Source organism: Pseudomonas citronellolis (genome assembly GCF_001586155.1).
Taxonomy (GTDB): domain Bacteria; phylum Pseudomonadota; class Gammaproteobacteria; order Pseudomonadales; family Pseudomonadaceae; genus Pseudomonas; species Pseudomonas citronellolis.
The window spans coordinates 5,574,888-5,600,609 of record NZ_CP014158.1 but is presented as its reverse complement, the minus strand read 5'-3'; the positions used below and the strand labels follow the sequence as shown (position 1 = coordinate 5,600,609).

The window sequence follows — 25,722 nt, the reverse complement described above, 5'->3', positions numbered from 1 at the left end:
GTGCCGACATGGGCATGATCGCCAATTCCCAACTCAAAGCCGCGCGGGGGCCCCTGCTGGTCGACTGGCGCCCCGAGGACTCGCAGTTCTGGGCGCAGTCCGGCAAGCGCATCGCCACGCGCAACCTGTGGATCTCCATCCCGGCTCTGCTGCTGGCCTTCTCCGTGTGGATGATCTGGAGCACCGTCACCGTGCGCCTGAACGCCGTGGGCTTCGCCTTCAGCAACGACCAGCTGTTCATGCTGGCCGCGCTGCCGTCGATCTCCGGCGCCACCCTGCGGGTGTTCTACTCCTTCATGGTGCCGGTGTTCGGCGGTCGCCGCTGGACCGCGCTGTCCACCGCCTCGCTGCTGATCCCGTGCATCTGGCTGGGCTTCGCCGTGCAGGATCCGCAGACGCCCTACTGGGTGTTCGCCACCATCGCCCTGCTGTGCGGCTTCGGCGGCGGCAACTTCGCCTCCAGCATGTCCAACATCAGCTTCTTCTATCCCAAGAGCCAGCAGGGCACGGCCCTGGGCCTGAACGCCGGGCTGGGCAACCTGGGCGTCTCGGTGATGCAGTTCGCCGTGCCCCTGGCGGTGGCCGGCGGCCTGTTCGGCAGCTTCGGCGGCGAGCCGCAGCAGCTTTCCGACGGCGGCCGCCTGTGGCTGCAGAACGCCGGCTGGATCTGGGTGCCGTTCATCGCCGTGGTGGCCGTCGCCGCCTGGTTCGGGATGAACGACATCGCCGACGCCAAGGCCTCGTTCAGCGAGCAGTCGGTGATCTTCAAGCGCAAGCACAACTGGCTGATGTGCTGGCTGTACGTGGCCACCTTCGGCAGCTTCATCGGCTTCTCGGCCGGCTTCGCCATGCTCAGCAAGACCCAGTTCCCGGACATCAACCCGCTGCAGTACGCCTTCCTTGGCCCGCTGGTGGGCGCCCTGAGCCGACCCCTGGGCGGCTGGCTGGCGGACAAGTTCGGCGGCGCGCGCATCACCCTGTGGAACTACGCGGCGATGATCGCCGGGGTGTTCGCGGTGATCGCCTTCCTCCCCGGCGACGGTGGCGCGGGCAGCTTCTTCGGCTTCCTCGGCGCCTTCATCGGCCTGTTCTTCTTCGCCGGCATCGGCAACGGCTCCACCTTCCGCATGATCCCGGTGATCTTCCGCAACGAATGGGCCGCGCGCTTCAAGCGCGGCGGCTACAGCGAGGCCGAGGCGGCCCGGAACGCCAGCATGGAGTCGGCCGCGGTGATCGGCTTCTCCGCCGCCATCGGCGCCTTCGGCGGCTTCTTCATCCCCAAGGCCTTCGGCACTTCGCTGCACATGACCGGCAGCGCCGAGGGCGCCCTCTACGTGTTCGTCGCCTACTACCTCAGCTGCATAGTCGCGACCTGGTGGTGGTATGCGCGCAAGGGTGCGGAAAGCCCCTGCTGAGCCCCGTTTCGCGAGCCTGATTAGCGTTTGAACGCCCGGCGTAGACCGGGTGAGGAGATACAGATGAGTTACCTGCTCGACCGCCTGCAGTTCTTCAAGAAGAAACAGGGCGAATTCGCCGACGGCCATGGCGAGGTCTCCAACGAGAGCCGCGCCTGGGAGAACGGCTACCGCCAGCGCTGGCAGCACGACAAGATCGTGCGCTCCACCCACGGGGTGAACTGCACCGGTTCCTGCTCCTGGAAGATCTACGTGAAGAACGGCCTGATCACCTGGGAAACCCAGCAGACCGACTACCCGCGCACCCGCCCGGACCTGCCCAACCACGAGCCGCGCGGTTGCCCGCGCGGGGCCAGCTACTCCTGGTACATCTACAGCGCCAACCGCCTGAAGTACCCCAAGGTGCGCAAGCCGCTGCTCAAGCTGTGGCGCGAGGCGCGCGCCGCGCACAAGGACGCGGTGGACGCCTGGGCGAGCATCGTCGAGGACGCCGCCAAGGCGAAAAGCTACAAGAGCGAGCGCGGCCTGGGCGGCTTCGTGCGCTCCAGCTGGGACGAGGTCACCGAGATCATCGCCGCGGCCAACGTCTACACCGTGAAGACCTACGGCCCCGACCGCGTCATCGGCTTCTCGCCGATCCCGGCCATGTCCATGGTCAGCTACGCCGCCGGCGCCCGCTACCTGTCGCTGATCGGCGGGGTGTGCCTGAGCTTCTACGACTGGTACTGCGACCTGCCGCCGGCCAGCCCGCAGATCTGGGGCGAGCAGACCGACGTGCCGGAGTCGGCCGACTGGTACAACTCCAGCTACATCATCGCCTGGGGCTCCAACGTGCCGCAGACGCGGACCCCCGACGCGCACTTCTTCACCGAGGTGCGCTACAAGGGCACCAAGACCGTGTCCGTGACCCCGGACTACTCCGAGGTGGCCAAGCTCACCGACCTCTGGCTCAACCCCAAGCAGGGCACCGACGCCGCGCTGGGCATGGCCTTCGGTCACGTCATCCTCAAGGAATTCCACCTCGACAAGCCGCGCGCCTACTTCGTCGACTACTGCCGGCAGTACACCGACATGCCCATGCTGGTGCTGCTGGAGCCGCATGGCGAGGGCGCCTTCAAGCCGACCCGCTACCTGCGCGCCGCCGACCTCGACGGCCAGCTGGGCCAGGACAACAACCCCGAGTGGAAGACCATCGCCTTCGATGAAAGCAGCGGCGAGCTGGTCTCGCCCACCGGCGCCATCGGTTACCGCTGGGGCGAGTCGGGCAAGTGGAACATCGAGGAGAAGGAAGGCGGCCAGGGCCGCGAGACGCGCCTGAGCCTGAGCCTGATCGACGGCCCGGAGCACGCCTGCGAGGTGGGCTTCCCGTACTTCGCCGGCCAGCTGCACCCGCACTTCAAGGGCGTGGACAACGACGAGGTGCTGCTGCGCCGCGTGCCCTTCCGCGACATCCAGGGCGCCGACGGCAAGACCCTGCGCGTGGCCACCGTCTACGACCTGCAGATGGCCAACTACAGCGTCGACCGCGGCCTGGGCGGCGCCAACGTGGCCCGCGGCTTCGACGACGCCGACACCCCCTACACCCCGGCCTGGCAGGAACGCATCACCGGCGTGCCGGCCGCCCGCGCCATCCAGGTGGCCCGCGAGTTCGCCGACAGCGCCGACAAGACCCACGGCAAGGCCATGGTCATCATCGGCGCGGCGATGAACCACTGGTACCACATGGACATGAACTACCGCGCGGTCATCAACATGCTGATGATGTGCGGCTGCATCGGCCAGAGCGGCGGCGGCTGGGCCCACTACGTCGGCCAGGAGAAGCTGCGCCCGCAGACCGGCTGGGTACCGCTGGCCTTCGGCACCGACTGGAGCCGCCCGCCGCGGCAGATGAACGGCACCAGCTTCTTCTACCTGCACAGCTCGCAGTGGCGCCATGAAAAGCTGTCGATGCACGAAGTGCTCTCGCCCCTGGCCGACAGCAAGCAGTTCCCCGAGCACGCGGTGGACTACAACATCCGCGCCGAGCGCATGGGCTGGCTGCCCTCCGCGCCGCAGCTGGACCGCAACCCGCTGCGCATCGCCGCCGACGCCGAACGCGCCGGGCTGCCGGTGCAGGACTACGTGGTGCGCGAGCTCAAGGCCGGCAACCTGCGCTTCGCCAGCGAGAAGCCGGACGACGCGCAGAACTTCCCGCGCAACATGTTCATCTGGCGTTCCAATCTGCTGGGCAGCTCGGGCAAGGGCCACGAGTACATGCTCAAGTACCTGCTGGGCGCCAAGAACGGCGTGATGAATGAGGACCTCGGCAAGGCCGGCGGCCCGCGTCCCACCGAGGTGGACTGGGTGGAGCAGGGCGCCGAAGGCAAGGTCGACCTGGTCACCACCCTGGACTTCCGCATGTCCTCCACCTGCATGTACTCGGACATCGTCCTGCCGACGGCCACCTGGTACGAAAAGGACGACCTCAACACCTCCGACATGCACCCCTTCATCCACCCGCTGTCGGCCGCCATCGACCCGGCGTGGGAGGCCAAGAGCGACTGGGAAATCTACAAGGCCATCGCGAAGAAGTTCTCCGAGGTCGCCGTCGGCCACCTGGGTGTGGAGCAGGACCTGGTCACCGTGCCGCTGCTGCACGACACCGCCAACGAACTGGCCCAGCCCTTCGGCGGCAGTGACTGGAAGAAAGGCGAGTGCGAAGCGCTGCCGGGCAAAACCATGCCCACCCTGCATGTGGTCGAGCGCGACTACCCGAACACCTACAAGAAGTTCACCTCCCTCGGCCCGCTGCTGGACAAGCTGGGCAACGGCGGCAAGGGCATCGGCTGGAACACCGAGAAGGAAGTCAAGCTGGTGGGCGATCTCAACCACCGCGTGCTGGAGCCGGGCGTCAGCCAGGGCCGGCCGCGCATCGAGAGCGCCATCGACGCCGCCGAGGTGATCCTCGCCCTGGCCCCGGAAACCAACGGCCAGGTGGCGGTCAAGGCGTGGAACGCGCTGGCCAAGATCACCGGGCGCGAGCACGAGCACCTGGCGCTGCCCAAGGAAGAGGAGAAGATCCGCTTCCGCGACATCCAGGCGCAGCCGCGCAAGATCATCTCCAGCCCCACCTGGTCGGGCCTGGAAGACGAGCACGTGAGCTACAACGCCTGCTACACCAACGTCCACGAACTGATCCCGTGGCGCACCATCACCGGCCGCCAGCAGTTCTACCAGGACCACCCGTGGATGCAGGCCTTCGGCGAAGGCTTCGTCAGCTACCGGCCGCCGGTCAACACCCGCAGCACCGACAAGCTGTTCAACAAGAAGCCCAACGGCAACCCGGAGATCACCCTGAACTGGATCACCCCGCACCAGAAATGGGGCATCCACTCCACCTACAGCGACAACCTGCTGATGCTCACCCTGTCGCGCGGCGGGCCGATCATCTGGCTCAGCGAGCATGACGCCAAGCGCGCCGGCATCGAGGACAACGACTGGGTCGAAGTCTTCAACGCCAACGGCGCCGCCACCTGCCGCGCGGTGGTCAGCCAGCGGGTGAAGGACGGCATGGTGCTGATGTACCACGCCCAGGAACGCATCGTGAACGTGCCCGGCAGCGAGACCACCAAGACCCGCGGCGGCCACCACAACTCGGTGACCCGCGTGGTGCTCAAGCCCACCCACATGATCGGCGGCTACGCCCAGCAGGCCTGGGGCTTCAACTACTACGGCACCGTGGGCTGCAACCGCGACGAGTTCGTGGTGGTGCGCAAGATGAACAAGGTCGACTGGCTCGACGAGCCGGAACATGGCGGCCTGGGCGGCGACGCCCTGCCGCAGCCGCTGCCCCGGGACATTTGAGGAGAGACGCCATGAAAATTCGTTCGCAAGTCGGCATGGTGCTGAACCTCGACAAATGCATCGGCTGCCACACCTGCTCCATCACCTGCAAGAACGTCTGGACCAGCCGCGAAGGCATGGAATACGCCTGGTTCAACAACGTCGAGACCAAGCCCGGCATCGGCTACCCGAAGGAGTGGGAGAACCAGCAGAAGTGGAAGGGCGGCTGGGTGCGCAACGCCGACGGCTCCATCGTCCCGCGCATCGGCGGCAAGTTCCGGGTGCTGGCGAACATCTTCGCCAACCCCGACCTGCCGGAGATCGACGACTACTACGAACCCTTCGACTTCGACTACCAGCACCTGCATACCGCGCCCAAGGCGCAGCACCAGCCGGTGGCGCGGCCGCGCTCGCTGATCAGCGGGCAGCGCATGCAGAAGATCGAATGGGGCCCGAACTGGGAGGAAATCCTCGGCACCGAGTTCGCCAAGCGGCGCAAGGACAAGAACTTCGACCAGGTCCAGGCGGACATCTACGGTGAGTACGAGAACACCTTCATGATGTACCTGCCGCGCCTGTGCGAGCACTGTCTGAACCCGGCATGCGTGGCGTCCTGCCCGAGCGGGGCGATCTACAAGCGCGAAGAGGACGGCATCGTCCTCATCGACCAGGACAAGTGCCGCGGCTGGCGCATGTGCATCAGCGGCTGCCCGTACAAGAAAATCTACTTCAACTGGAAGAGCGGCAAGTCCGAGAAGTGCATCTTCTGCTACCCGCGCATCGAGGCCGGCCAGCCCACCGTGTGCTCGGAGACCTGCGTGGGGCGCATCCGCTACCTCGGCGTGCTGCTCTACGACGCCGACCGCATCCATGAAGTGGCCAGCTGCGCCGACGAGCGCGAGCTGTACCAGAAGCAGCTGGAAATCTTCCTCGACCCGTTCGACCCGAAAGTGATCGAGCAGGCGCGCAAGGACGGCGTGCCGGACAGCGTCATCGAGTCGGCGCAGAAGTCGCCGGTGTACAAGCTGGCCATGGACTGGCAGCTGGCCCTGCCGCTGCACCCGGAATACCGCACGCTGCCGATGGTCTGGTACGTGCCGCCGCTGTCGCCGATCCAGAACGCCGCCGCCGAGGGCCACATCGGCAGCGACGGGGTGATCCCGGACGTCGAATCGCTGCGCATCCCCGTGCAGTACCTGGCCAACCTGCTCACCGCCGGCGACACCGCGCCGGTGCTGCGCGCCCTCAAGCGCCTGTTGGCGATGCGCGCCTACAAGCGCGCCGAGCAGGTGGAAGGCAAGCAGGACCTGGACGTGCTGGCCAAGGTAGGGCTGTCGGTGCAACAGGTGGAAGAGATGTACCGCTACCTGGCCATCGCCAACTACGAGGACCGCTTCGTCATCCCCACCGCGCACCGCGAGGAGGCGCTTTCCGACGCCTTCGCCGAGCGCTCGGGCTGCGGCTTCAGCTTCGGCAGCGGCTGCTCGGGCAACTCCGGCGTGAACCTGTTCGGCGGCAAGCCGGTGGACCGCCGCAACGTCATCCAGACCGTGCAGATCCAGGAGTGAAGGCCATGACTATCTCCCTGGAAAGCCACAGCCAACTGCTCAAGCTCTGCGCGCTGCTGCTGGACTACCCGCGCCCGGAAGTGCGCGAGGAAAGCCTGGCGCTGCACGCGCTGATCCGCACCAGCGACCTGCCCGAAGCGCAGCGCGACGGCCTCGCCGCGCTGCTCAACGAACTCTGCCAGGGCGACCTGCTGGACGTGCAGGCGCGCTACGACGGCCTGTTCGAACGCGGCCGCTCGGTCTCGCTGCTGCTCTTCGAGCACGTCCACGGCGAGAGCCGCGACCGCGGCCAGGCCATGGTCGACCTGCTGCACCGCTACAACGCCGCGGGCCTGGCCATCCACGTCAACGAGTTGCCGGACTACCTGCCGCTGTACCTGGAGTTCCTCGCCCTGCAGGACGCCGAGGGCGCGCGCGTCGGCCTGGCCGAGGTGGCGCACATCCTCGCCCTGCTGGCGACGCGCCTGGACGAGCGCGGCAGCGCCTACGCGGCGGTGTTCCACGGCCTGCTGGAACTCTCCGGCGAGCGCCCGGACCTGGCCGGGCTGCACCGCGACTGCGAGCAGGAGGCTCGCGACGACAGCCTGGAGGCGCTGGACAAGGCCTGGGAGGAAACCCAGGTGAGCTTCGGCGAACCCGCCGCCGGCTGCCCGTCGAACCCGCGGCAGCCCTCCAGCGCCCTCGAACAACCCCTGCAATGGGTCGCCCAGCCGGTGCCGCCGCGCCGGGTGGCCAGCCAAGGAGCCTGATCATGTCGTTCAATACCCTGCTGTTCGGGGTCTACCCCTACGTCGCCCTGTTCATCTGCCTGGTGGGCAGCTGGGCGCGCTTCGACCTGTCGCAATACACCTGGAAGGCCGGCTCCAGCCAGATGCTGAGCAAGAGAGGCATGCGCGTGTACAGCAACCTGTTCCACGTGGGCGTGCTGTTCATCCTCGCCGGCCACTTCGTCGGCCTGCTGACGCCGCACGCGGTCTACGAGCACCTGATCAGCACCGAGCACAAGCAGCTGTTGGCCATGGTCTCCGGCGGCTTCTTCGGCGTGCTCTGCTTCATCGGCCTGACCGGGCTGATCCTGCGCCGCCTGACCGACGCCCGGGTGCGCGCCACCGGCAACGCCTCGGACCTGATGATCCTGCTGGTGCTCTACGCCCAGCTGATCCTCGGCCTGTCCACCATCGTCGCCTCCACCCACCACCTGGACGGCTCTGTGATGGTCATGCTGGCCGACTGGGCGCAGTCGGTGGTCACCCTGCAGCCGCTGGCCGCGGCCGAGGCCATCGCCCCGGTGTCGCTGGTCTACAAGCTGCACGTGATGCTCGGCCTGACGCTGTTCGTGCTCTTCCCCTTCACCCGCCTGGTGCACATCGTCAGCGCCCCGGTGTGGTACCTGGGCCGCCGCTACCAGGTGGTCCGCCAGAAGAGCCGCGCGGCCTGATCCATCGCGCCAACCCACTGGGCGGATAACCGTTCGCGGTTATCCGCCGCCCGAAGGTGAACCCCATGAGCTGCTCCCACTACGAAAACCGCGTCGAACACGTCGAGCTGCCGAAGCTGGCGGTCAACGGCATCGCCATCGACGCCGACGAACTGGCCCGCGAACTCCAGTACCACCCGGCCACCAGCCACGCCGAGGCGCTGCACGCCGCCTGCCGCGCGCTGGTGGTGCGCCAGCTGCTGCTGCAGCGCGCCGACGCGCTGGGCATCAGCGCCGAGGCGGAGGAGGGCGAGGCGCCCGAGGAAGCCCGCATCCGTGCCCTGGTCGACCGTGACGTCGGGACACCCGAGGCTGACGAAGCCAGCTGCCGGCAATGGTATGAAACCAACCCCGGTCGCCTGACCAGCCCCTGGCGCATGAGCCTGCGGCACATCCTGCTGGCCTGCGCCCCGGACGACCTGGAAGGCCGCGCCAAGGCCCGCGAACAGGCCCTGAGCCTGCTGGAAGAGCTGCGCCAACACCCCGAGCGCTTCACCGAAAAGGCCATGCGCTTCTCCGCCTGCCCGTCGAAGAACGAAGGCGGCGACCTGGGCTGGATCGAGCCGGGCCAGACCGTGCCCGAATTCGAGAAACGCCTGCTGCGGGAAACCCCCGGCCTGCTGGCCCAGCCCCTGGAAAGCCGCTACGGCCTGCACGTGGTCGAACTGCTGGCGCGCGAAGGCGGCGAACCGTTGCCCTTCGCCGAAGCCCGCCCGCGCATCGCCGCCTACCTGCGCGCCCAGGTGCTGCAGCGCGCGGTCAGCCAGTACATCGCCGTGCTGGCCGGCGAGGCGCACATCGAGGGCTTCGCCTTCGACGCCGCGGACTCGCCGCTGGTGCAGTGAGGCAGGCGCCGCACTGGACAGCCCCCTCTTCCTTCAGGGAGAGGGTTGGGGAGAGGGCCGGATCGTCCGCCTTCGCCAACGCATCAACCGGAGCACCCACATGTCCGACTGGATCGACGGCCAGGGCCGCAAGATCGACTACCTGCGTCTGTCGGTGACCGACCGCTGCGACTTCCGCTGCGTCTACTGCATGGCCGAGAACATGCGCTTCCTGCCACGCCAGCAGGTGCTGACCCTGGAAGAGATCGAGCGCGTCGCCCGGCTGTTCGTCGAACGCGGCGTGCGCAAGCTGCGCCTCACCGGCGGCGAGCCGCTGGTGCGCCCCGGCATCGTCGGCCTGTGCGAACGCCTGGCCGCGCTGCCCGGCCTGCGCGAACTGTGCATGACCAGCAACGGCTCGCAACTCGTCCGCCTGGCCGGCGACCTGCGCGCCGCGGGCCTGACGCGCCTGAACATCAGCCTCGACACCCTGGACCCGCAACGCTTCCAGGCCATCACCCGCACCGGCCGCCTCGACCAGGTGCTGCGCGGCATAGACGCGGCGCGGGAGGTGGGCTTTTCCGGGATCAAGCTCAACTGCGTGGTGATGAAGGGGCGCAACGCCGACGAGGTGCCGGCGCTGGTGGACTACGCCATCGCCAACGAACTGGACATCAGCTTCATCGAGGAAATGCCCCTGGGCCAGGTCGGCCGCGACCGCGAGGAGAGCTTCTGCTCCAGCGACGAAGTGCGCGCGCTGATCGCCGAGCGCTTCGAACTGCTGGACAGCGCCGAGCACAGCGGCGGCCCGGCGCGCTACGTGCGCCTGGCGCAACACCCGCGCACGCGCATCGGCTTCATCTCGCCGCACTCGCACAACTTCTGCGCCACCTGCAACCGCCTGCGCCTGACCGCCGAAGGCCGCCTGCTGCTGTGCCTGGGCCACGAGCACTCCGTGGACCTGCGCGGCCTGCTGCGCCGCTACCCGCTGGACGACGCGCCGATCCTCGACGCCCTGCACGCTGCCCTGCAACGCAAGCCCGCCCGCCACGAGTTCAACACCGGCGGCGATGTGCAGGTGCTGCGCTTCATGAACCTCAGCGGCGGCTGATCTAAAGAACGCCCCTTCGTAGGATGGGTTGAGCGAAGCGATACCCATCACCCCGTCCCGATGGGTATCGCAAGCTCAACCCATCCTACGGTCGTGCTTTTCCGTCCCGCAAAGAAAAGGCCCCGGCGAAATGAGCGGTTCGCTGGGGCCTGGGCGCATGTCTGCGCTGGATAACCGTGGTTGGAAAGGCAGATCATCTCGTCTGGCGGTCCCTCCATATGGCTGTCGTTGCAAGTCAGACTAGGCCAGCGCCGGGGCACTGACATCCCTCGTAGGGGGTAGTCCGCCCGGGGCGAAAGAGAGTGCGGCGACGTTATCCGTCGCCTGGCGTTCAGCGCGGGTTGCTGGAGGAGCCGCCGCCGAACAGGCCGCCGAAGATGCTGTTGACCAGGCCGAACAGGCCACCGACGATCGGCAGGTTCTGCAGCACGTTGAACACGCCGCCCAGCAGGCCGCCGGACTGCGAGCCGGAAGTGCCGAACAGGTCGCCCAGCATGCCGAAGAGGAAGCCGCCGGCTACCTGGTCGATTTCGTTTTCGTTGAGTACTTTCAGATCGTTCATGGCTGTTTCTCGCAAGCAGGAAAGGGATCGGCCCGGGATGGGCCGACCCGCATTCTCCCGGCCACCGCGCAGGCGGGCCATTCGGGATGGGCGCGCCGGACGGTGGGAAACGTCCGGTGTGCGCGAGCATGACTACGTGGAAGGGCTGTCTTTGCGTGCCCGCCTACGGTGCTTGCCGGTGGCTGTGTGTGCCAGGCAGGCTCCGCTCCCTCACCCCAGCCCTCTCCCAGAGGGAGAGGGGGCCGCTCGGCGTCGGCGAGAAGTTCGGCGTCACCCTGTAGCGGGCCCTGCCCGCGAAATCGCGCGCAGGGCGCGCTCCTACAATGGGGAGGGGGGGACGGAGGGGGCGGGCTGGCTCCGTTGCCCTCACCCCAGCCCTCTCCCAGAGGGAGAGGGAGCCGTTCGGCGTCGGCGGGAAGTTCGGCGTCAACCTGTAGGAGCGGGCCCTGCCCGCGAATCGCGTGCAGGGGAATGCCACGGCTGGTGCGGCGTAGGGCGGATAACCGTTCGCGGTTATCCGCCGTTTGACCTTGGCTTGAGCCGCGCCGGAGCCAACCCGTCCGCACTCAGCCCATGGCGCACCAGCACCTCGGGCAACTCGTCGGCACGGATCAGCGCAGCGCTGGCCTGGCCCATGGCCGCCGAGGTCTGGATGCCATAGCCGCCCTGGCCGGCCACCCAGTAGAAACCGGGCGCCTGCGGATCGTAGCCGGACACCAGCTCGCCATCGGCGAAGAACGAGCGCAACCCGGCCCAGGTGTGGCTGGGGCGGCGGATGCTGAGCGTGGTGTGCTCCTCGATGCGGTGGATGCCCAGGGCGATGTCCAGTTCCTCGGGCTGCACGTCGTGGGGCTCCACCGCGTCGGCGTTGGCCGGGGAGCCGAGCAGCAGGCCGGCGTCGGGTTTGAAGTAGAAGGACTCGTCCAGGCTCACCAGCACCGGCCAGGCGTGGCTGTCCACGCCTTCGCCCGGAGCGAAGAGAAAGGCCGCGCGGCGCTTGGGCTGCAGGCCCAGCGGGGCGACGCCGGCGAGTTCGGCCAGCTTGTCGCACCAGGCGCCGGCGGCGTTGACCAGCACGGGGGCGCGGTAGCTCTGCTGGCCCGTGCGTACTTCCCACTGGCCATCGACGTAGGCCGCGGCGAGCACCTCGCTGTCGAACTGCACGCTGCCGCCGTTGCGGCGGATGCCGCGCAGGTAGCCCTGCAGCAGGGCGTCGGTGTCGATGTCGGCGGCGCTGGGGTCGTACAGCGCGCCGTGGACCTTGTCGCGGCGCAGCACCGGGACCATGGCGCAGGCCTCGTCGGCGTCCAGCAGGCGCATCTCCGGCACATTGGCGCGGGCGCTGTCGAACTGGCGGCGCAGTTCCTCGGCGTCGCCGGCGAAGTCCACGATCAACTCGCCGCGCGGGCTGAGGATCGGGTGCTCGGCGAAGCCCTCCGGCGGGGCGTCGAAGAAGGCCCGGCTGGCGGCGGTCAGGGCGCGTACCTGGGGCGTGCCGTAGGCCACGGTATACAGCGCCGCCGAGCGGCCGGTGGAGTGGTAGCCGGCGTGGGATTCGCGCTCGAGCACGGCGACCTTGCCGTGGGGCGCGAGGAAGTAACCGGTGGAAGCGCCGGCGATACCGGCGCCGATGATCAGGAAGTCGACCTCGGTCATGGGCGTCTCTGCGTCAGGCGGGTGGCAGCGGGCGAGGGAAGGGTGATGGGCATGCCGGGGCTCCGGGATGGATGATTTTTCCATTCTGGAATTTTGGGGGTGGGGGCGGCAAGGAGGGAGGGCTCTGGCGGGGAAGGGCGGCGTCAGCCTGTAGGAGCGAGCTTGCTCGCGAATGGTGTTTGCCGGCGGCGGCTGTATTTCGGGTTGAGTCCGCTCCCTCTCCCCAGCCCTCTCCCTGAAGGGAGAGGGGGCAGTCCGTGCCGAGAGACGGCTAGGTTTCATCCGGCAGCTTTCGGCGTTGCCGGCTAACTCCAGAGCACCAGCGTCTGCCCAACGGTCCCCTCTCCCTTCAGGGAGAGGGTTAGGGAGAGGGAAAGGCGTTGAACCAAGCCGCCGACGTTTCCGGTGAGTGCTAGAGCTGAAACTGCGCCACCAACGCCTCCTGGCTCCCGGCCACCTTGCGCAAGTGCTCGCCGCAGTCGCGGGTGTGCGCGGCGGTCTTGCGGTTCTCCGCAGTCATGTCGCTCAGGCGGTGCATGTGCTGGTTCACTTCCTGGGTGGTGGCCGCCTGCTGTTCGGCCGCCGCGGCGATCTGGAAAGCCATGGCGTGCACGCCCTGCAGGGATTCGTCGAGGGCGCCGAGGGAGTCCAGCACCGCCTGGGTGTCGTGCTCCAGGGTGCGCGCCTGTTCGCTGGCGCCGCCCATGCTGGCCTGGGCCTGGGTGGAGGAGTCGCCGAGGGTGCCGACTATGGTGACGATCTCGTCGGTGGCGCTGCGGGTGCGCTGGGCCAGGCTGCGCACTTCGTCGGCCACCACGGCGAAGCCGCGGCCGGCGTCGCCGGCGCGGGCGGCTTCGATGGCGGCGTTCAGGGCCAGCAGGTTGGTCTGCTCGGCGATCGAGCGGATCACCTCCAGCACCGAGTTGATCTGCTGGCTGTCGCCGGCCAGGGCCTGCACCACCCGGTCGGCGTCGCGCAGGCCGGCGAGCAGCTGGTCCTGGCGGCCGATCATGCGCTGCAGGGTGCCCTGCATGGTGACGAAGGCCTCGCGCGCGGCCGCGCTGCCGTCGGCGCTGCGGCTGGCGCTGCCGGCGATTTCCTGCACGGTGGCGGCCATCTGGTCGACGGCGCTGACCACCATCTCCAGGGCTTCCTGCTGCTGGTCCAGGTGGCTGCTGGTGCGTCCGGCGGCGTCGAGGATGTCGCCGCTGGCGTCGCCCACCGCCTCGCTGGCCTGGCGCAGGCGCTCGACCACCTGGCGCCAGGCCGCGGCCATCTCGTGCAGGGCCTGCATCAGGCCGCTGCCGGCATCGGCGCCGCCGGCCAGCTTCAGCTCGCCGTTGGCCAGGCGCTGGGCCAGGGCCGCCATGCTCGCCGGTTCGCCGCCCAGCGGGCGCATCACGCTGCGGCTGACCAGCCAGGTGCCGGCGGCCACGCCGGCGAGGGTCAGCAGGCCCAGCACCAGCATCTGCCACATCAGCTTGCGCACCGGGGCGAAGGCCTGGTCCTGGTCCATTTCCGCCACCAGCGCCCAGTGCAGGCCGTCGAGGTTCAGCGGCACGAAGGACTTCAGCGCCGTCGCGCCGCTCAGGCCGGTCTCGGTCAGGCGTCCCTGTTCGCCGGCCAGGGCCTTTTCGCTGGCCTGGCCGGGGAGGGCGGCGGGCGCGTCGCCGGCGCGGCGCACACGATGGTCGGCGAAACGCGCCGAGTCCGAACGCAGGCGCCCGTCGCCGCCCACCAGGTAGGTCTCGCCGGCCTCGCCCAGGCCCTGGCGGCTCTGCATCACGTCGTTGATCGCCTTCAGCGGCAGTTCCAGCACCAGCAGCAGCTGCAGCTTGTCGTGGTCCTTGATCGGCGCGGCCAGCCATTGCACCGGTTGCTTGTCGTCCAGGGCCGGCTCCAGGTCGCTGATGCTCGCCTTGCCGCTGCCCAGGGCGCCGCGGACGAAGCGCCCGAAGGGCGTATCGCGCCATTGCGCGGCGTTCATGTTCTGCTGGTAGTCGGCGCCGCGGCCCAGGCTGAAGACCACGCTGCCGTCGCTGGCCACCAGGCGCAGCTCGCGGTAGCCGAAGGTCTTGGTGAAGTTTTCGAATACCGGGCGGTCGTAGTTGGCGGTGGTGACCAGCGCCTCGCTCTCCAGCCCCGCGTAGTTGGCGCCGAGGTTGCCGGCCAGGCTGCTGAGCTGGTCGTGGCGCGCCTGCCAGGCGTCCATCAGCTGCCGCTGCTTGATGCTGGCCACCGCCTCCAGGGCGTTCAGGCTCTGTTCTTCGAGGGCGCGGCTGGCCTGGTGATAGACCACCATGGCCATGACCAGCACCGGGATGAGGCCGATGAGCAGGAAACTGAGGGCGAGCTTGGCGCGCAAGGGCATGGGCGGGATTCCGAAGGCTTGTTCTGAAAGGCGTCGTAAAAAATTCTGCAAGAAGCGTGCAAATTTATTTACGAACGTAAACAAAATCGATCAGGCCGTTCGTTTATCTGCTCGGCTATCAGCCCCGGGCCCAGGCAGGACGATGGCCGGGTGCCATTGTTTGGTGGGGAGAGGGGAGGCGTCGTCCCGGCGGACCCGGCGGGACGAATGGGGCGTTGCGCACCGCGCCGGTGCGTCACCGCGCTCGCCTGGCGTCACCGGGCGTAACGCCGGCGGAAACGAAAAAGGCGAAGCCCGTGGCTTCGCCTTTTTCCGTTTCGCGCGGGGATCAGTGCTTGCGCGGCACCGGCTTGAGCAGCTCGGCGGGCGGCATCTCGCAGGTGATCTTGCGGCCCAGCAGCTCTTCGATCGGCGGCAGGGCGAAGGCGTCGTCCTCGCCGGCGAAGCTGATCGAGGTGCCGGTGCTGCCGGCGCGGCCGGTACGGCCGATGCGGTGCACGTAGTCGTCCGGGTCTTCCGGCAGGGTGAAGTTGATCACGTGGCTGATGGCTTCGACGTGGATGCCGCGGCCGGCCACGTCGGTGGCCACCAGCACGCGGATCTTGCCTTCGCGGAAGCCTTCCAGGACCTTGATGCGCTTGTGCTGCGGCACGTCGCCGGACATCTGCGCGGCGCTGATGCCGTCCTTGGTAAGGCGTTCCTCGATACGGCGGACCTCGTCCTTGCGGTTGGCGAAGACCATCACGCGGGTCCAGTCGTTCTGCGCGATCAGGTTGTACAGCAGCTTGTACTTGTCGCTGCCGGCCACGGCGTAGACGTGTTGCTCGACGGTGTCGCTGGCGACGTTCTCCGGCTCGATCTCGACGATGGCCGGGTCCACGGTCCACTGCTTGGCCAGGTTCATCACGTCGTCGGTGAAGGTGGCGGAGAACAGCAGGGTCTGGCGCTCGCCCTTGTACGGGGTCTGGCGGATGATCTGGCGGACCTGGGGGATGAAGCCCATGTCGAGCATGCGGTCGGCCTCGTCCAGCACCATCACCTCGACCATGTCCAGGTGCACCTCGCCGCGCTGGTTGAAGTCCAGCAGGCGGCCGGGGGTGGCCACGAGGATGTCGCAGTAGCGCGATTCGAGGGTCTTGAGCTGCTTGTCGAAGTCCATGCCGCCGACGAAGCTCATGACGTTCAGCCCGGTGTACTTGGCCAGGCCCACGGCGTCCTTGGCGATCTGCACCACCAGCTCGCGGGTCGGCGCGATGATCAGCGCGCGCGGCTCGCCCATGTAGCGTTCCTTGGGCGGCGGCGTCTGCAGCAGCTGAGTGATGATCGAGATGAGGAAGGCGGCGGTCTTGCCGGTGCCGGTCTGGGCGCGGCCGATGGCGTCCTGGCCCCTGAGGGTGAAGCCCAGCACCTGCGCCTGGATCGGCGTGCAGTAGGGGAAGCCGAGGTCGTGGATGGCGTGCATCAGCCGCGGGTCGAGGTTGAAGTCGTGGAAGCGCGTCTTGCCTTCGGCCGGCTCGACCACGAAGTCTTCCAGCTTCCAGTTGTCCACAACCTGCGCCTTGGGCTTGCGCTCGCGGCGCGGGCGCTCGGTCTTCTCGGTTTTTTCGCGCGGCGGCTTGTCGGTGCGCTCGGCCTTCTCCGGGCGGTCGCCGCCGCGGTCCTGGCGTTCGCCGCGCGGCTTGTCGCCCTTGGGCGGGCGCGGCGGCTTGTCGTTGCGTTCGCCTTCGGGGCGGGGAGCGCGCGGCTTGCGCGGGCGCTGTTCGCCGTCCTGGCTGGCGGCTGCGGGGGAGGAGGGGGCTGGGGTGGGCGTTGCGGCGGGCTGCTCGCCCTCGCCCTTGCCGAAGATTTTCTTGAGTGCCTTGAGCACGGTGATCTCGTAGTGGTTAAGGATTGAACGGCCGCCAGTGTAAAGCAAGTTGCCAGCCAGGCGAAATCCGTGCGTTGGGGGCGTTGGCCAAAGCCTGCCGTGGATCAGCCGCAGAGGCGGTTGCGGCCGTGCTGCTTGGCCCGGTACAGGGCCTCGTCGGCGCGCCGCAGCAGGCCCTGCAGGCTCTCCTGCAGGTGCATCTCGGCCACGCCGAGGGACACGGTGACGCCGGGCAGGGCGCCCAGCGGGGAATAGAAGGAGTCGATCTGCTCCAGGCTCATGCGCAGGCGCTCGCCGATGGCGCGGGCCTCGTCCAGGCTCACTTCCGGCAGCAGGATGACGAATTCCTCGCCGCCGAAGCGCGCCATGCTGTCCTTGGGCCGCAGCTGGCTGCGCAGGGTATGGGCCACCAGGCAGAGGGCGTAGTCGCCGGCCAGGTGGCCGTGGCGGTCGTTGTAGTCCTTGAAGTGGTCGACATCCAGCATGAGCATCGCCAGCGGCTGCTCGTTGAACGCGCAGCGGGTGCTCTCGCGCTCGTAGACGTGCTCCAGCCAGCGCCGGTTGAACAGCCCGGTGAGGGTGTCGATGTTGGCGTTCTGCTCGGTGTTGAGGATGATCCGGTTGCCCTGGCGCACCCGCGCGCAGAGCATCTCCAGCAGGTTCTGCATCAATTGCGGGGAGTGCTCGAACAGGCTCAGCAGCGCCTCGCGGTGCAGGCGCAGCACGCGGGTGGCCTCGGTGGCCACCACGTAGGCCGACGGGTGGTCATGGTCGATGAAGCTGATTTCCCCGGCGCAGTCGCCGCTGCCCAGGGTGGACACCGGGGAATTGTCCAGGGAGCCGAGGTAGACCTTGAGCTGCCCTTCGAGCACCAGGTAGAGGAAGTGGTTGCGGTTGAAGGGCGAAAGCAGGACCTCGCCGGCCTCCAGCTCCAGCGCGCGGAATTCGTTGAGCAGCCGCTGCAAGGCGGTCCCGGCGACGTTCTGGAACAGCCGCAGGTGGCGCAACTGCTGGATATCCTGCTGCCACTGTGTCGGCTTCATGGCTGATGGGGCTTTCGACAGGTTCCGCTGAGGGGCACGACGACTCTCCGTAGTCTGGTTCGTCCTTCGGGAACTTCAGTATTAATGACTTTTGCGTACTGGCAATTCGCTGGCGTGGTGGACCGACCAGCGGTCGGCCCAGCCTGACGACTACCCCGCGAGAGGCCCGCAATGCGCCGTCACAGGCGCTCGCGCAGCCAGGCGGCGATGTCGGCGATCTCCTGGTTGCTGACTTCGTGGGCCATGGGGTAGTCGCGCCACTGCACGGCCACGCCCTGCCGCTGGAGGAAGTCGTAGGCGGCGCGGCCCATGGCGGGCGCCACCACATCGTCGTAGGTGCCGTGCAGGCACAGCGCCGGCTGCTGCTTCTTGGCCTCGGGTAGTTGCAGGTCGTCGTCGAAGGTCGGGCCATAGGTGGACAGCGCCATGACCCCGCCCAGCTCGCCCGGCCAGCGCAGGTAGCCGGTGTGCAGCACCACCGCGCCGCCCTGGGAGAAGCCGGCCAGGACGATGCGCCGCTGCGCGATGCCCTCGGCCAGTTGGCCCTCGATCAGCGCGATCACCGCGTCGGCCGAGGCGTCCAGCTGCGCCTCGTCGATGGCCCGGGCCGGCGCCATGGCCTTGATGTCGTACCAGCTGGGCGCCGGCATGCCGTTGAACACCGTCACCGGGCGGGTAGGCGCCTGGGGCAGGATGAAGCGGGTGCGCGGCAGGACCTTCTGTAGCATGCGCGCCACCGGTTCGAAGTCGTAACGGTCGGCGCCCAGGCCGTGCAACCAAATGACGCACGAGTCGGCCGGCTGGGTGGGTTCGAGTAGCAGGGGTTGGCTCATCGGGGGCTCCAGGATGGGGCATGTGCGCCGCAAAGGCGCGCACACCGGAAAAAGGATCGGCGAATCTGCGAAAAGGATGTCGCTTTGCCATAACTTATCGACTTGACCTTCGCCGAAACGGGGGGCGGGAGGCATTCTGGTACGGCCCTTGCTAACTCAGGCACCAGGCTGCGATCCGTCCCGCCGGCGTAACACTCTATCCGACCCCCATCCGGAAACCAGTGCCGTCGGCGGGGCGGGCAGCCCATTGAACAGGCCGCCGAGGTGAGGGCGGCCCCCGCAATACGTCCGGCTCGCGTCATCCGCGAGCGGGCAGCCCGGGCGGTGGTGCGGGACGTATCCGCAGAGCCGGCTAGACTGACCTAAGGTTTCCACTTCAATGCAAGGTCCGGAGCAGACCGTGCGGCGCCTCACAAGGGCGAGTGGGCCGGGACTCCAACACGAATAAAAGCAAACTGGAGGTGATCGATGAAGATGGTGAAATCCACACTGGCGGTGCTGACCGCTCTGAGCGTCCTCGGGCTCAGCGGCCTGGCCCAGGCCGGCGCCACCCTGGACGCGGTGAAGAAGAAGGGCTTCGTGCAGTGCGGCATCAGCGACGGCCTGCCGGGCTTCTCCTATGCCGATTCCAAGGGGGTCTACAAGGGCATCGACGTCGATGTCTGCCATGGCATCGCCGCCGCGGTCTTCGGTGACGCCAGCAAGGTCAAGTTCACTCCGCTGACCGCCAAGGAGCGCTTCACTGCGCTGCAGTCCGGCGAGATCGACGTGCTCTCGCGCAACACCACCTGGACCAGTTCCCGCGACAGCGCCATGGGCCTGAACTTCGCCGGCGTGACCTACTACGACGGCCAGGGCTTCCTGGTGAACAAGAAGCTCGGCGTGAGCAGCGCCAAGGAGCTGGACGGCGCCACCGTGTGCATCCAGGCCGGCACCACCACCGAGCTGAACCTGTCCGACTACTTCCGCTCGAACAACCTCAAGTACACCCCGATCACCTACGACACCTCCGACGAAAGCGCCAAGTCGCTGGAATCCGGACGTTGCGACGTGCTCACCTCCGACCAGTCGCAGCTCTACGCGCAGCGCATCAAGCTGGCCAAGCCGGACGACTACGTGGTGCTGCCGGAAGTGATCTCCAAGGAGCCCCTCGGCCCGGCCGTGCGCCAGGGCGACGAGGAATGGTTCGACATCGTCCGCTGGACGCTGTTCGCCATGCTCAACGCCGAGGAGCTGGGGATCGACTCGAAGAACGTCGAGCAGATGGCCAAGTCCTCGAAGAACCCCGACATCAACCGCCTGCTGGGCGCCGAGGGCGACTACGGCAAGGACCTGAAGCTGCCGAAGGACTGGGCGGTGCAGATCGTCAAGCAGGTCGGCAACTACGCCGAGATCTTCGAGCGCAACGTCGGCGAAGGCAGCGAGCTGAAGATCAAGCGCGGCCTCAATGCCCTGTGGAACAAGGGTGGTCTGCAGTACGCACCGCCGGTGCGCTGACCTCCCACAGCCCGCGCCCGGATCCTGGGCGCGGGCCCTGTTTCGAACGACGTGAGGTCCCCCGCGCGGTCACGGGCGTAGCCCCGTGCCCGCCGGGGCGGCCTGCGAGAGGGCTTACATGCAGAATTCCGTCAAAGCCCGGCGCCCGCGCGGCCTGTCGCTCAGCGACCCGGCCGTGCGCGCCTGGGCCTTCCAGATCATCGCCGTCGTCGCCGTGGTGGCGTTCGGCTGGTTCCTCTTCGACAACACCCAGACCAACCTCGCCCACCGCGGCATCCAGTCCGGCTTCGGCTTCCTGGGCAACAGCGCCGGCTTCGGCATCTCCCAGCACCTGATCGACTACAGCGAGTCCGACACCTACGGGCGGGTGTTCTTCGTCGGCCTGCTCAACACCCTGCTGGTGACCGTGATCGGCATCGTCCTGGCGACCATCATCGGCTTCGTCCTCGGCGTGGCCCGGCTGTCGCCGAACTGGCTGGTGCGCAAGATCGCCACGGTGTACATCGAGACCTTCCGCAACATCCCGCCGCTGCTGCAGATCTTCTTCTGGTACTTCGCCGTGCTCGCGCAGCTGCCCGGGCCGCGGCAGAGCCTGAGCGTCGGCGGCCTGCTGTTCTTCAACAACCGCGGCATGCAGATGCCGGCGCCGGTGGCCACCGAGGCGCTGCCGGCGTTCCTCATCGCCGTCCTCCTGGCCATCGTCGCCTGGGCCGTGCTCTGGCGCTGGGCCAAGGTGCGCCGCCACGCCACCGGCAAGACCTTCCCGGTGTTCCTCACGGGCCTGGCCACGCTGATCGTGCTGCCGGCGCTGACCATCCTGGTGGCCGGCGTGCCGGTGCACTGGGACGTGCCGGTGCTGCAGGGCTTCAACTTCCGCGGCGGCTGGGTGGTGATCCCGGAGCTGGTGTCCATCGTCCTGGCGCTGTCGATCTACACCGCCGCCTTCATCGGCGAGACGGTGCGCGCCGGCATCCAGGCGGTCAGCCACGGCCAGACCGAGGCCGCCGGCTCCCTGGGCCTGCGCCCCGGGCAGACGCTGCGGCTGATCATCATCCCGCAGGCGCTGCGGGTGATAGTGCCGCCTTTGACCAGCCAGTACCTGAACCTGGCGAAGAACTCCTCGCTGGCCGCCGGCATCGGCTACCCGGACATGGTCTCGCTGTTCGCCGGCACCGTGCTCAACCAGACCGGCCAGGCCATCGAGACCATGGCCATCACCATGAGCGTGTACCTGGCCATCAGCCTGAGCATCTCGCTGCTGATGAACTGGTACAACAAGCGCATCGCGCTGATCGAACGCTAGGGGGACGCCATGGCAAACCATACCTTCAAGCCCGATCTGCCGCCGCCGGCGCTCAGCGTCGGGGTCATCGGCTGGCTGCGCGCCAACCTGTTCTCCAGCTGGATCAACACCCTGCTGACCCTGGTCGGGCTCTACGTCATCTGGCTGATCGTCCCGCCGCTGCTGGAATGGGCCGTGTTCAAGGCCGACTGGGTCGGCGAGAGCCGCGCCGACTGCAGCCGCGAGGGGGCCTGCTGGGTGTTCATCAGCACCCGCCTCGGCCAGTACATGTACGGCTTCTACCCCGAGGCGCTGCGCTGGCGGGTGGACCTCAACGTGCTGCTGGTGGTGGTCGGCGCCGCGCCGCTGTTCCTGCGCCAGTTCCAGCACAAGCTCAAGTACGGCCTGGCCTACCTGCTGGCGCTGCCGCTGGTGTCCTACTGGCTGCTGCACGGCGGCTTCCTCGGCCTGGACAACGTGCCCACCAGCCAGTGGGGCGGCCTGATGCTGACCGTGGTGATCGCCGCCGTGGGCATCGCCGGGGCGCTGCCGCTGGGCATCCTGCTGGCCCTGGGGCGGCGCTCGAAGATGCCGGCGATCAAGGTCCTGTGCGTCACCACCATCGAGTTCTGGCGCGGCGTGCCGCTGATCACCGTGCTGTTCATGTCCTCGGTGATGCTGCCGCTGTTCCTGCCCGAGGGCATGAACCTCGACAAGCTGCTGCGCGCCATGGTGATGGTGGTGCTGTTCGAGGCCGCCTACATCGCCGAGGTGGTCCGCGGCGGCATGCAGGCCATCCCCAAGGGCCAGTACGAGGCGGCCGCGGCCATGGGCCTGGGCTACTGGCGGATGATGGGCCTGGTGATCCTGCCCCAGGCCCTGAAGCTGGTGATCCCCGGCATCGTCAACACCTTCATCGCGCTGTTCAAGGACACCAGCCTGGTGATCATCATCGGTCTGTTCGACTTCCTGAATAGCATCAAGCGCGCCACCGCGGACCCGGCCTGGCTGGGCATGTCCACCGAGGGCTACGTGTTCGCCGCGCTGGTCTACTGGGTCTTCTGTTTCGGCATGTCCCGCTACTCCATGCACCTGGAGCGCAAGCTGGACACCGGCCACAAGCGTTAGGAGTTCGTCATCATGTCTGAAGCCAGCAACAAGACCGTCCCGGCCATCGGCGATCACGTGATGATCGAGATGAAGGGCGTGAACAAGTGGTACGGCCAGTTCCACGTGCTCAAGGACATCAACCTCACCGTGCGCCAGGGCGAACGCATCGTCCTCTGCGGCCCGTCCGGTTCGGGCAAGTCCACCACCATCCGCTGCATCAACCGCCTGGAGGAGCACCAGCAGGGCAGCATCATCGTCGACGGCACCGAGCTGACCAACGACCTCAAGCAGATCGAGGCGATCCGCAGCGAGGTCGGCATGGTGTTCCAGCACTTCAACCTGTTCCCGCACCTGACCGTGCTGCAGAACTGCATCCTGGCGCCGATGTGGGTGCGCAAGATGCCCAAGCGCGAGGCCGAGGAAGTGGCCATGCACTACCTGGAGCGGGTGCGCATCCCCGAGCAGGCGAGCAAGTTCCCCGGGCAGCTCTCCGGCGGCCAGCAGCAGCGCGTGGCCATCGCCCGGGCGCTGTGCATGAAGCCGAAGATCATGCTGTTCGACGAACCCACCTCGGCGCTCGATCCGGAAATGGTCAAGGAGGTGCTGGACACCATGATCGGCCTGGCCCAGAGCGGCATGACCATGCTCTGCGTGACCCACGAGATGGGCTTCGCCCGCACCGTGGCGAACCGGGTGATCTTCATGGACAAGGGCGAGATCGTCGAACAGGCGCCGCCGGACCAGTTCTTCGACAACCCGCAATCCGACCGCACCAAGCTGTTCCTCAGCCAGATCATCCACTGAGCCCGCGCGGCGCGGCCCCCGCGGGCCGCGCCGCATCCCTGGCGTCCGAAAGCCGTCGCAAAGCCGTCCTACGCTCGTCAGCGCCCTTGGCGCTGCGGGTGCGCTTCGGCGTATCCTGGCCTTTTCCACGCCCACCAAGGCCGGCCGGCTGAACTCGGCCGTCGGATCGGTGTTCCGATACCCAGGAGCATCCTGTGGAAACCCACGGATGGGCTATACGTTGAAATAGCTCGCACTGCCGCCTGACTGAAGAGAAGCGCCGTGAACCTGACCCTCACTCCGTTGAACCTGAGCAAAGCCAAGGCCTGGAGCGCCCACGCGGTGACGGCCAGCGGCGTCATCCTGGCCCTGCTGGCGCTGCTCGCGCTGGTCGACAACCGCCCGCAGGCCTGCCTGCTGTGGCTGGGCGCGGCCCTGCTGGTGGACGGCCTGGACGGCACCCTGGCGCGCAAGTTCGACGTCAAGGCGGTATTGCCGCACTTCGACGGCTCCACCCTGGACCTGGTGATCGACTACCTCACCTACGTGTTCATCCCGGCGATCTTCATCTACCGCTACGTGCCGCTGCCGGTGCACAGCGAGCTGGCGATCGTCGGCGTCATCCTGGTGTCCTCGCTGTTCTGCTTCTGCAACGTGAACATGAAGAGCAAGGACAACTACTTCGTCGGCTTCCCCGCGGCCTGGAACGTGGTGGCGGTGTATTTCTTCGTCCTCGGGCCCGGCCCGTGGGTGAGCCTGGTCACGGTGCTGGTGCTGGCGGCCCTGACGCTGACGCGGATGAAGTTCCTGCACCCTTTCCGGGTGCGCCAGTTCATGCCGCTGAACATCGCGGTGACCTTCGTCTGGATGTTCAGCAGCGCGTTGCTGATCCTGCAGCAGCCGGTGGACCAGACCTGGCTGTTGTGGCTGTGGTTCGTGGCTTCGGCGTATTTCGTCGGCGTGTGTGTCTGGCGCACGGCCATGGAGTGGTTCAACTGAGGCAGGGCGGGGCGTTCCGGTTTCATCGCAGGGCGGAGTCCGCTCCTATGGCATGAGCGAGCATGGCTCTTCGTAGGATGGGTTTCGCAAGCTCAACCCATCCTACGGGGTGTCATATTTGCTGGAAGGTGTAGGAGCGGGCCCTGCCCGCGATTTCGCGCGCAGGGCGCGCTCCTACATTGGAATGGCGTGGGTTGGGCGGCGTAGGAGCGGACTCTGTCCGCGATTGGATTCCCCGGCCACGCCGGACGCCCCGGTGGCACGACCAAGGGCGGATAACCGTGAACGCTCATACGCCCTACGTTCGCGCACTGCTGTCCGGCACGCCTCATGCTATTAACAGCTGCCCCTGACGCAGGTTGATCTCGCGTATTCGCTCCTGCCGTCGTCGGTAACGTTCGGCCTCCAGGCCTGGGCGCTGAAACAGCGTTGCCTGTACCTCCACCATCAGCATCCACAGGCTTTGCCGCGTTCCCGTCCTGCGTTGGTAAAGGTTCAGCAGCAAGTAGCTGATCAGCGCACAGAGAATCTGGATGCGCACGGCATTCTCGCTACGGCCCAGGAAACGCCTGACCTTCAGGTGTTGCTTGATCCATTTGAAAAACAGCTCGATCCGCCAGCGATCCCGATAGCGCTCGGCGATTTCTGCCGCCGGGCTGCTCAGGTCGTTGGTCGCCAGGCTCAGAGGCGGCTCATCGCCTGGGCGGTTCACCAGGATCCGCCGCAGGGGCTGGGTGTAGTGATTACGCCGTCGGCCACCTGGGTTGCGGTTGGAGAAGCTCACCTCTTCGTCTCGCAGGATCGTTTCCCGGTCTTGCTGGGGAACCTCGCGCTGGGCCAGGACCTTGAGCCGCACATTGGACTTGAATCGTGTGACGAAGCGGGCCTTCTGGGCATCCAGGCTCGCCCACCAGTTGAAGTCGTAATAGCCCTTGTCGAATACGTAGGTGGCCTGTGGCTCGATACCCAGCGTCCGGCCTTCGTCGATGTCGTTGACGTTGGCTGCGCTGAAGCTGCAATGCACCGGTGCTGCCGCCTGCTCGGCATACAGCACATGGACTTTCAGCCCCTGGGAGCGGGTTCGATTGGACAGCGTCCATTCGTCGAAGCCAGGGCCCTTGAGGGTGATCGTGGTGGAGTCCAGCAGGTACAGCAGTTCCTTCCCGTCACGGCGTAACTGCCGGCAGACGCCCGCCATCAGGTAGTGCGCAACCTGGGCGAAGACCTCGGTATTACGGCGTTCGTTGGCATCGGCCAGGGTGGAACGCCGGATCGGGCCCGTCCCCAGGTGATAGTGCTGATGGGGATGGCTGTTGAAGCTGGTTTCAAGCGCCCGCAGGCTGCTCACGCCGGCCAGTTGGGCATACACCATGGCGACTAGGTGATCCCAACTGCCAAAGCGCTTGCTGTGTTTGTCGGCGCCGTGTTCGGCGACCAGTCGATCGAAGACGCCGCGAGGCAGCGCTTTTAGTACATCGTGAAAACGGCTTATCCTGAACATC

General features: G+C 67.4%; 18 protein-coding genes and 1 pseudogene. 12 read left to right on the top strand and 7 right to left on the bottom strand.

Translation table 11 applies throughout. The features are described 5' to 3' along the window. Positions 1-8: 8 nt before the first annotated feature. The 7 genes from PcP3B5_RS24530 to moaA all read left to right on the top strand — a co-directional run bounded on the left by PcP3B5_RS24530 (position 9) and on the right by moaA (position 10,217). Positions 9-1,415, top strand: a complete 1,407-nt coding sequence (locus tag PcP3B5_RS24530) for a NarK family nitrate/nitrite MFS transporter (protein ID WP_051879269.1) — start codon at positions 9-11, stop codon at positions 1,413-1,415. 63 nt (positions 1,416-1,478) lie between these two features. Continuing rightward, entirely contained in the window at positions 1,479-5,258 is a 3,780-nt protein-coding gene (locus tag PcP3B5_RS24525) for a nitrate reductase subunit alpha (protein WP_043273091.1), read from the top strand. 11 nt (positions 5,259-5,269) lie between these two features. Next, the gene (gene narH, locus PcP3B5_RS24520) at positions 5,270-6,805 is read left to right on the top strand and encodes a nitrate reductase subunit beta (protein ID WP_043273090.1); all 1,536 of its coding nucleotides are present in this window, start codon (positions 5,270-5,272) and stop codon (positions 6,803-6,805) included. 17 nt (positions 6,806-6,822) lie between these two features. After that, positions 6,823-7,554 (top strand): nitrate reductase molybdenum cofactor assembly chaperone, encoded by a 732-nt coding sequence (narJ, locus tag PcP3B5_RS24515; RefSeq protein WP_141679736.1) that lies wholly within the window; start codon positions 6,823-6,825, stop codon positions 7,552-7,554. A gap of 2 nt (positions 7,555-7,556) precedes the next feature. After that, the gene (gene narI, locus PcP3B5_RS24510; RefSeq protein ID WP_061562640.1) at positions 7,557-8,243 is read left to right on the top strand and encodes a respiratory nitrate reductase subunit gamma; all 687 of its coding nucleotides are present in this window, start codon (positions 7,557-7,559) and stop codon (positions 8,241-8,243) included. Between the two features lie 65 nt (positions 8,244-8,308). Continuing rightward, positions 8,309-9,127, top strand: coding sequence for a peptidylprolyl isomerase (locus PcP3B5_RS24505; protein WP_061562639.1), 819 nt, complete (start codon positions 8,309-8,311; stop codon positions 9,125-9,127). Between the two features lie 100 nt (positions 9,128-9,227). Continuing rightward, positions 9,228-10,217 carry a GTP 3',8-cyclase MoaA gene (gene moaA / locus PcP3B5_RS24500; RefSeq protein WP_061562638.1) on the top strand — a complete coding sequence of 330 codons (990 nt, stop codon included), beginning with the start codon at positions 9,228-9,230 and terminating at the stop codon, positions 10,215-10,217. A gap of 331 nt (positions 10,218-10,548) precedes the next feature. Here moaA and PcP3B5_RS24495 read toward each other — a convergent pair whose 3' ends face one another. The 6 genes and pseudogenes from PcP3B5_RS24495 to PcP3B5_RS24470 all read right to left on the bottom strand — a co-directional run bounded on the left by PcP3B5_RS24495 (position 10,549) and on the right by PcP3B5_RS24470 (position 18,549). After that, positions 10,549-10,779, bottom strand: coding sequence for a hypothetical protein (locus tag PcP3B5_RS24495; RefSeq protein ID WP_009616111.1), 231 nt, complete (start codon positions 10,777-10,779; stop codon positions 10,549-10,551). Between the two features lie 513 nt (positions 10,780-11,292). Then, positions 11,293-12,435 (bottom strand): NAD(P)/FAD-dependent oxidoreductase, encoded by a 1,143-nt coding sequence (locus tag PcP3B5_RS24490; RefSeq protein WP_061562637.1) that lies wholly within the window; start codon positions 12,433-12,435, stop codon positions 11,293-11,295. A 412-nt stretch (positions 12,436-12,847) separates the two neighbouring features. Continuing rightward, a pseudogene (locus PcP3B5_RS32665) lies at positions 12,848-13,354 on the bottom strand (methyl-accepting chemotaxis protein); the annotation flags it as partial. A 1,780-nt stretch (positions 13,355-15,134) separates the two neighbouring features. Then, positions 15,135-16,673, bottom strand: coding sequence for an ATP-dependent RNA helicase RhlB (gene rhlB / locus PcP3B5_RS24480; protein WP_009616114.1), 1,539 nt, complete (start codon positions 16,671-16,673; stop codon positions 15,135-15,137). A gap of 104 nt (positions 16,674-16,777) precedes the next feature. Then, positions 16,778-17,716, bottom strand: a complete 939-nt coding sequence (locus PcP3B5_RS24475; protein WP_009616115.1) for a GGDEF domain-containing protein — start codon at positions 17,714-17,716, stop codon at positions 16,778-16,780. Between the two features lie 179 nt (positions 17,717-17,895). Further along, positions 17,896-18,549, bottom strand: a complete 654-nt coding sequence (locus PcP3B5_RS24470) for an alpha/beta hydrolase (protein ID WP_058072566.1) — start codon at positions 18,547-18,549, stop codon at positions 17,896-17,898. Between the two features lie 468 nt (positions 18,550-19,017). On the opposite strand from PcP3B5_RS24470, the gene PcP3B5_RS24465 reads away from it, so the two are divergent. The 5 genes from PcP3B5_RS24465 (at position 19,018) to pcsA (ending at position 24,220) form a co-directional block, all read left to right on the top strand. Continuing rightward, on the top strand, positions 19,018-20,046 hold the full coding sequence (locus PcP3B5_RS24465) for an amino acid ABC transporter substrate-binding protein (protein WP_058487356.1): 1,029 nt from the start codon (positions 19,018-19,020) through the stop codon (positions 20,044-20,046). Positions 20,047-20,164: 118 nt separating this feature from the next. Continuing rightward, positions 20,165-21,349, top strand: coding sequence for an amino acid ABC transporter permease (locus PcP3B5_RS24460; RefSeq protein WP_043273080.1), 1,185 nt, complete (start codon positions 20,165-20,167; stop codon positions 21,347-21,349). A gap of 9 nt (positions 21,350-21,358) precedes the next feature. Beyond that, entirely contained in the window at positions 21,359-22,456 is a 1,098-nt protein-coding gene (locus PcP3B5_RS24455) for an amino acid ABC transporter permease (protein WP_043273078.1), read from the top strand. A 12-nt stretch (positions 22,457-22,468) separates the two neighbouring features. Continuing rightward, positions 22,469-23,242 carry an amino acid ABC transporter ATP-binding protein gene (locus PcP3B5_RS24450; protein ID WP_009616120.1) on the top strand — a complete coding sequence of 258 codons (774 nt, stop codon included), beginning with the start codon at positions 22,469-22,471 and terminating at the stop codon, positions 23,240-23,242. 261 nt (positions 23,243-23,503) lie between these two features. Then, the gene (gene pcsA, locus PcP3B5_RS24445) at positions 23,504-24,220 is read left to right on the top strand and encodes a phosphatidylcholine synthase (RefSeq protein WP_099049080.1); all 717 of its coding nucleotides are present in this window, start codon (positions 23,504-23,506) and stop codon (positions 24,218-24,220) included. Positions 24,221-24,548: 328 nt separating this feature from the next. Here the strand turns inward: pcsA and PcP3B5_RS24440 are convergent, their stop codons facing one another. Next, positions 24,549-25,721: an IS4 family transposase gene (locus PcP3B5_RS24440; RefSeq protein WP_061560270.1), complete on the bottom strand. Its 1,173-nt coding sequence runs from the start codon at positions 25,719-25,721 to the stop codon at positions 24,549-24,551. Between the last annotated feature and the right edge of the window lies 1 nt (position 25,722).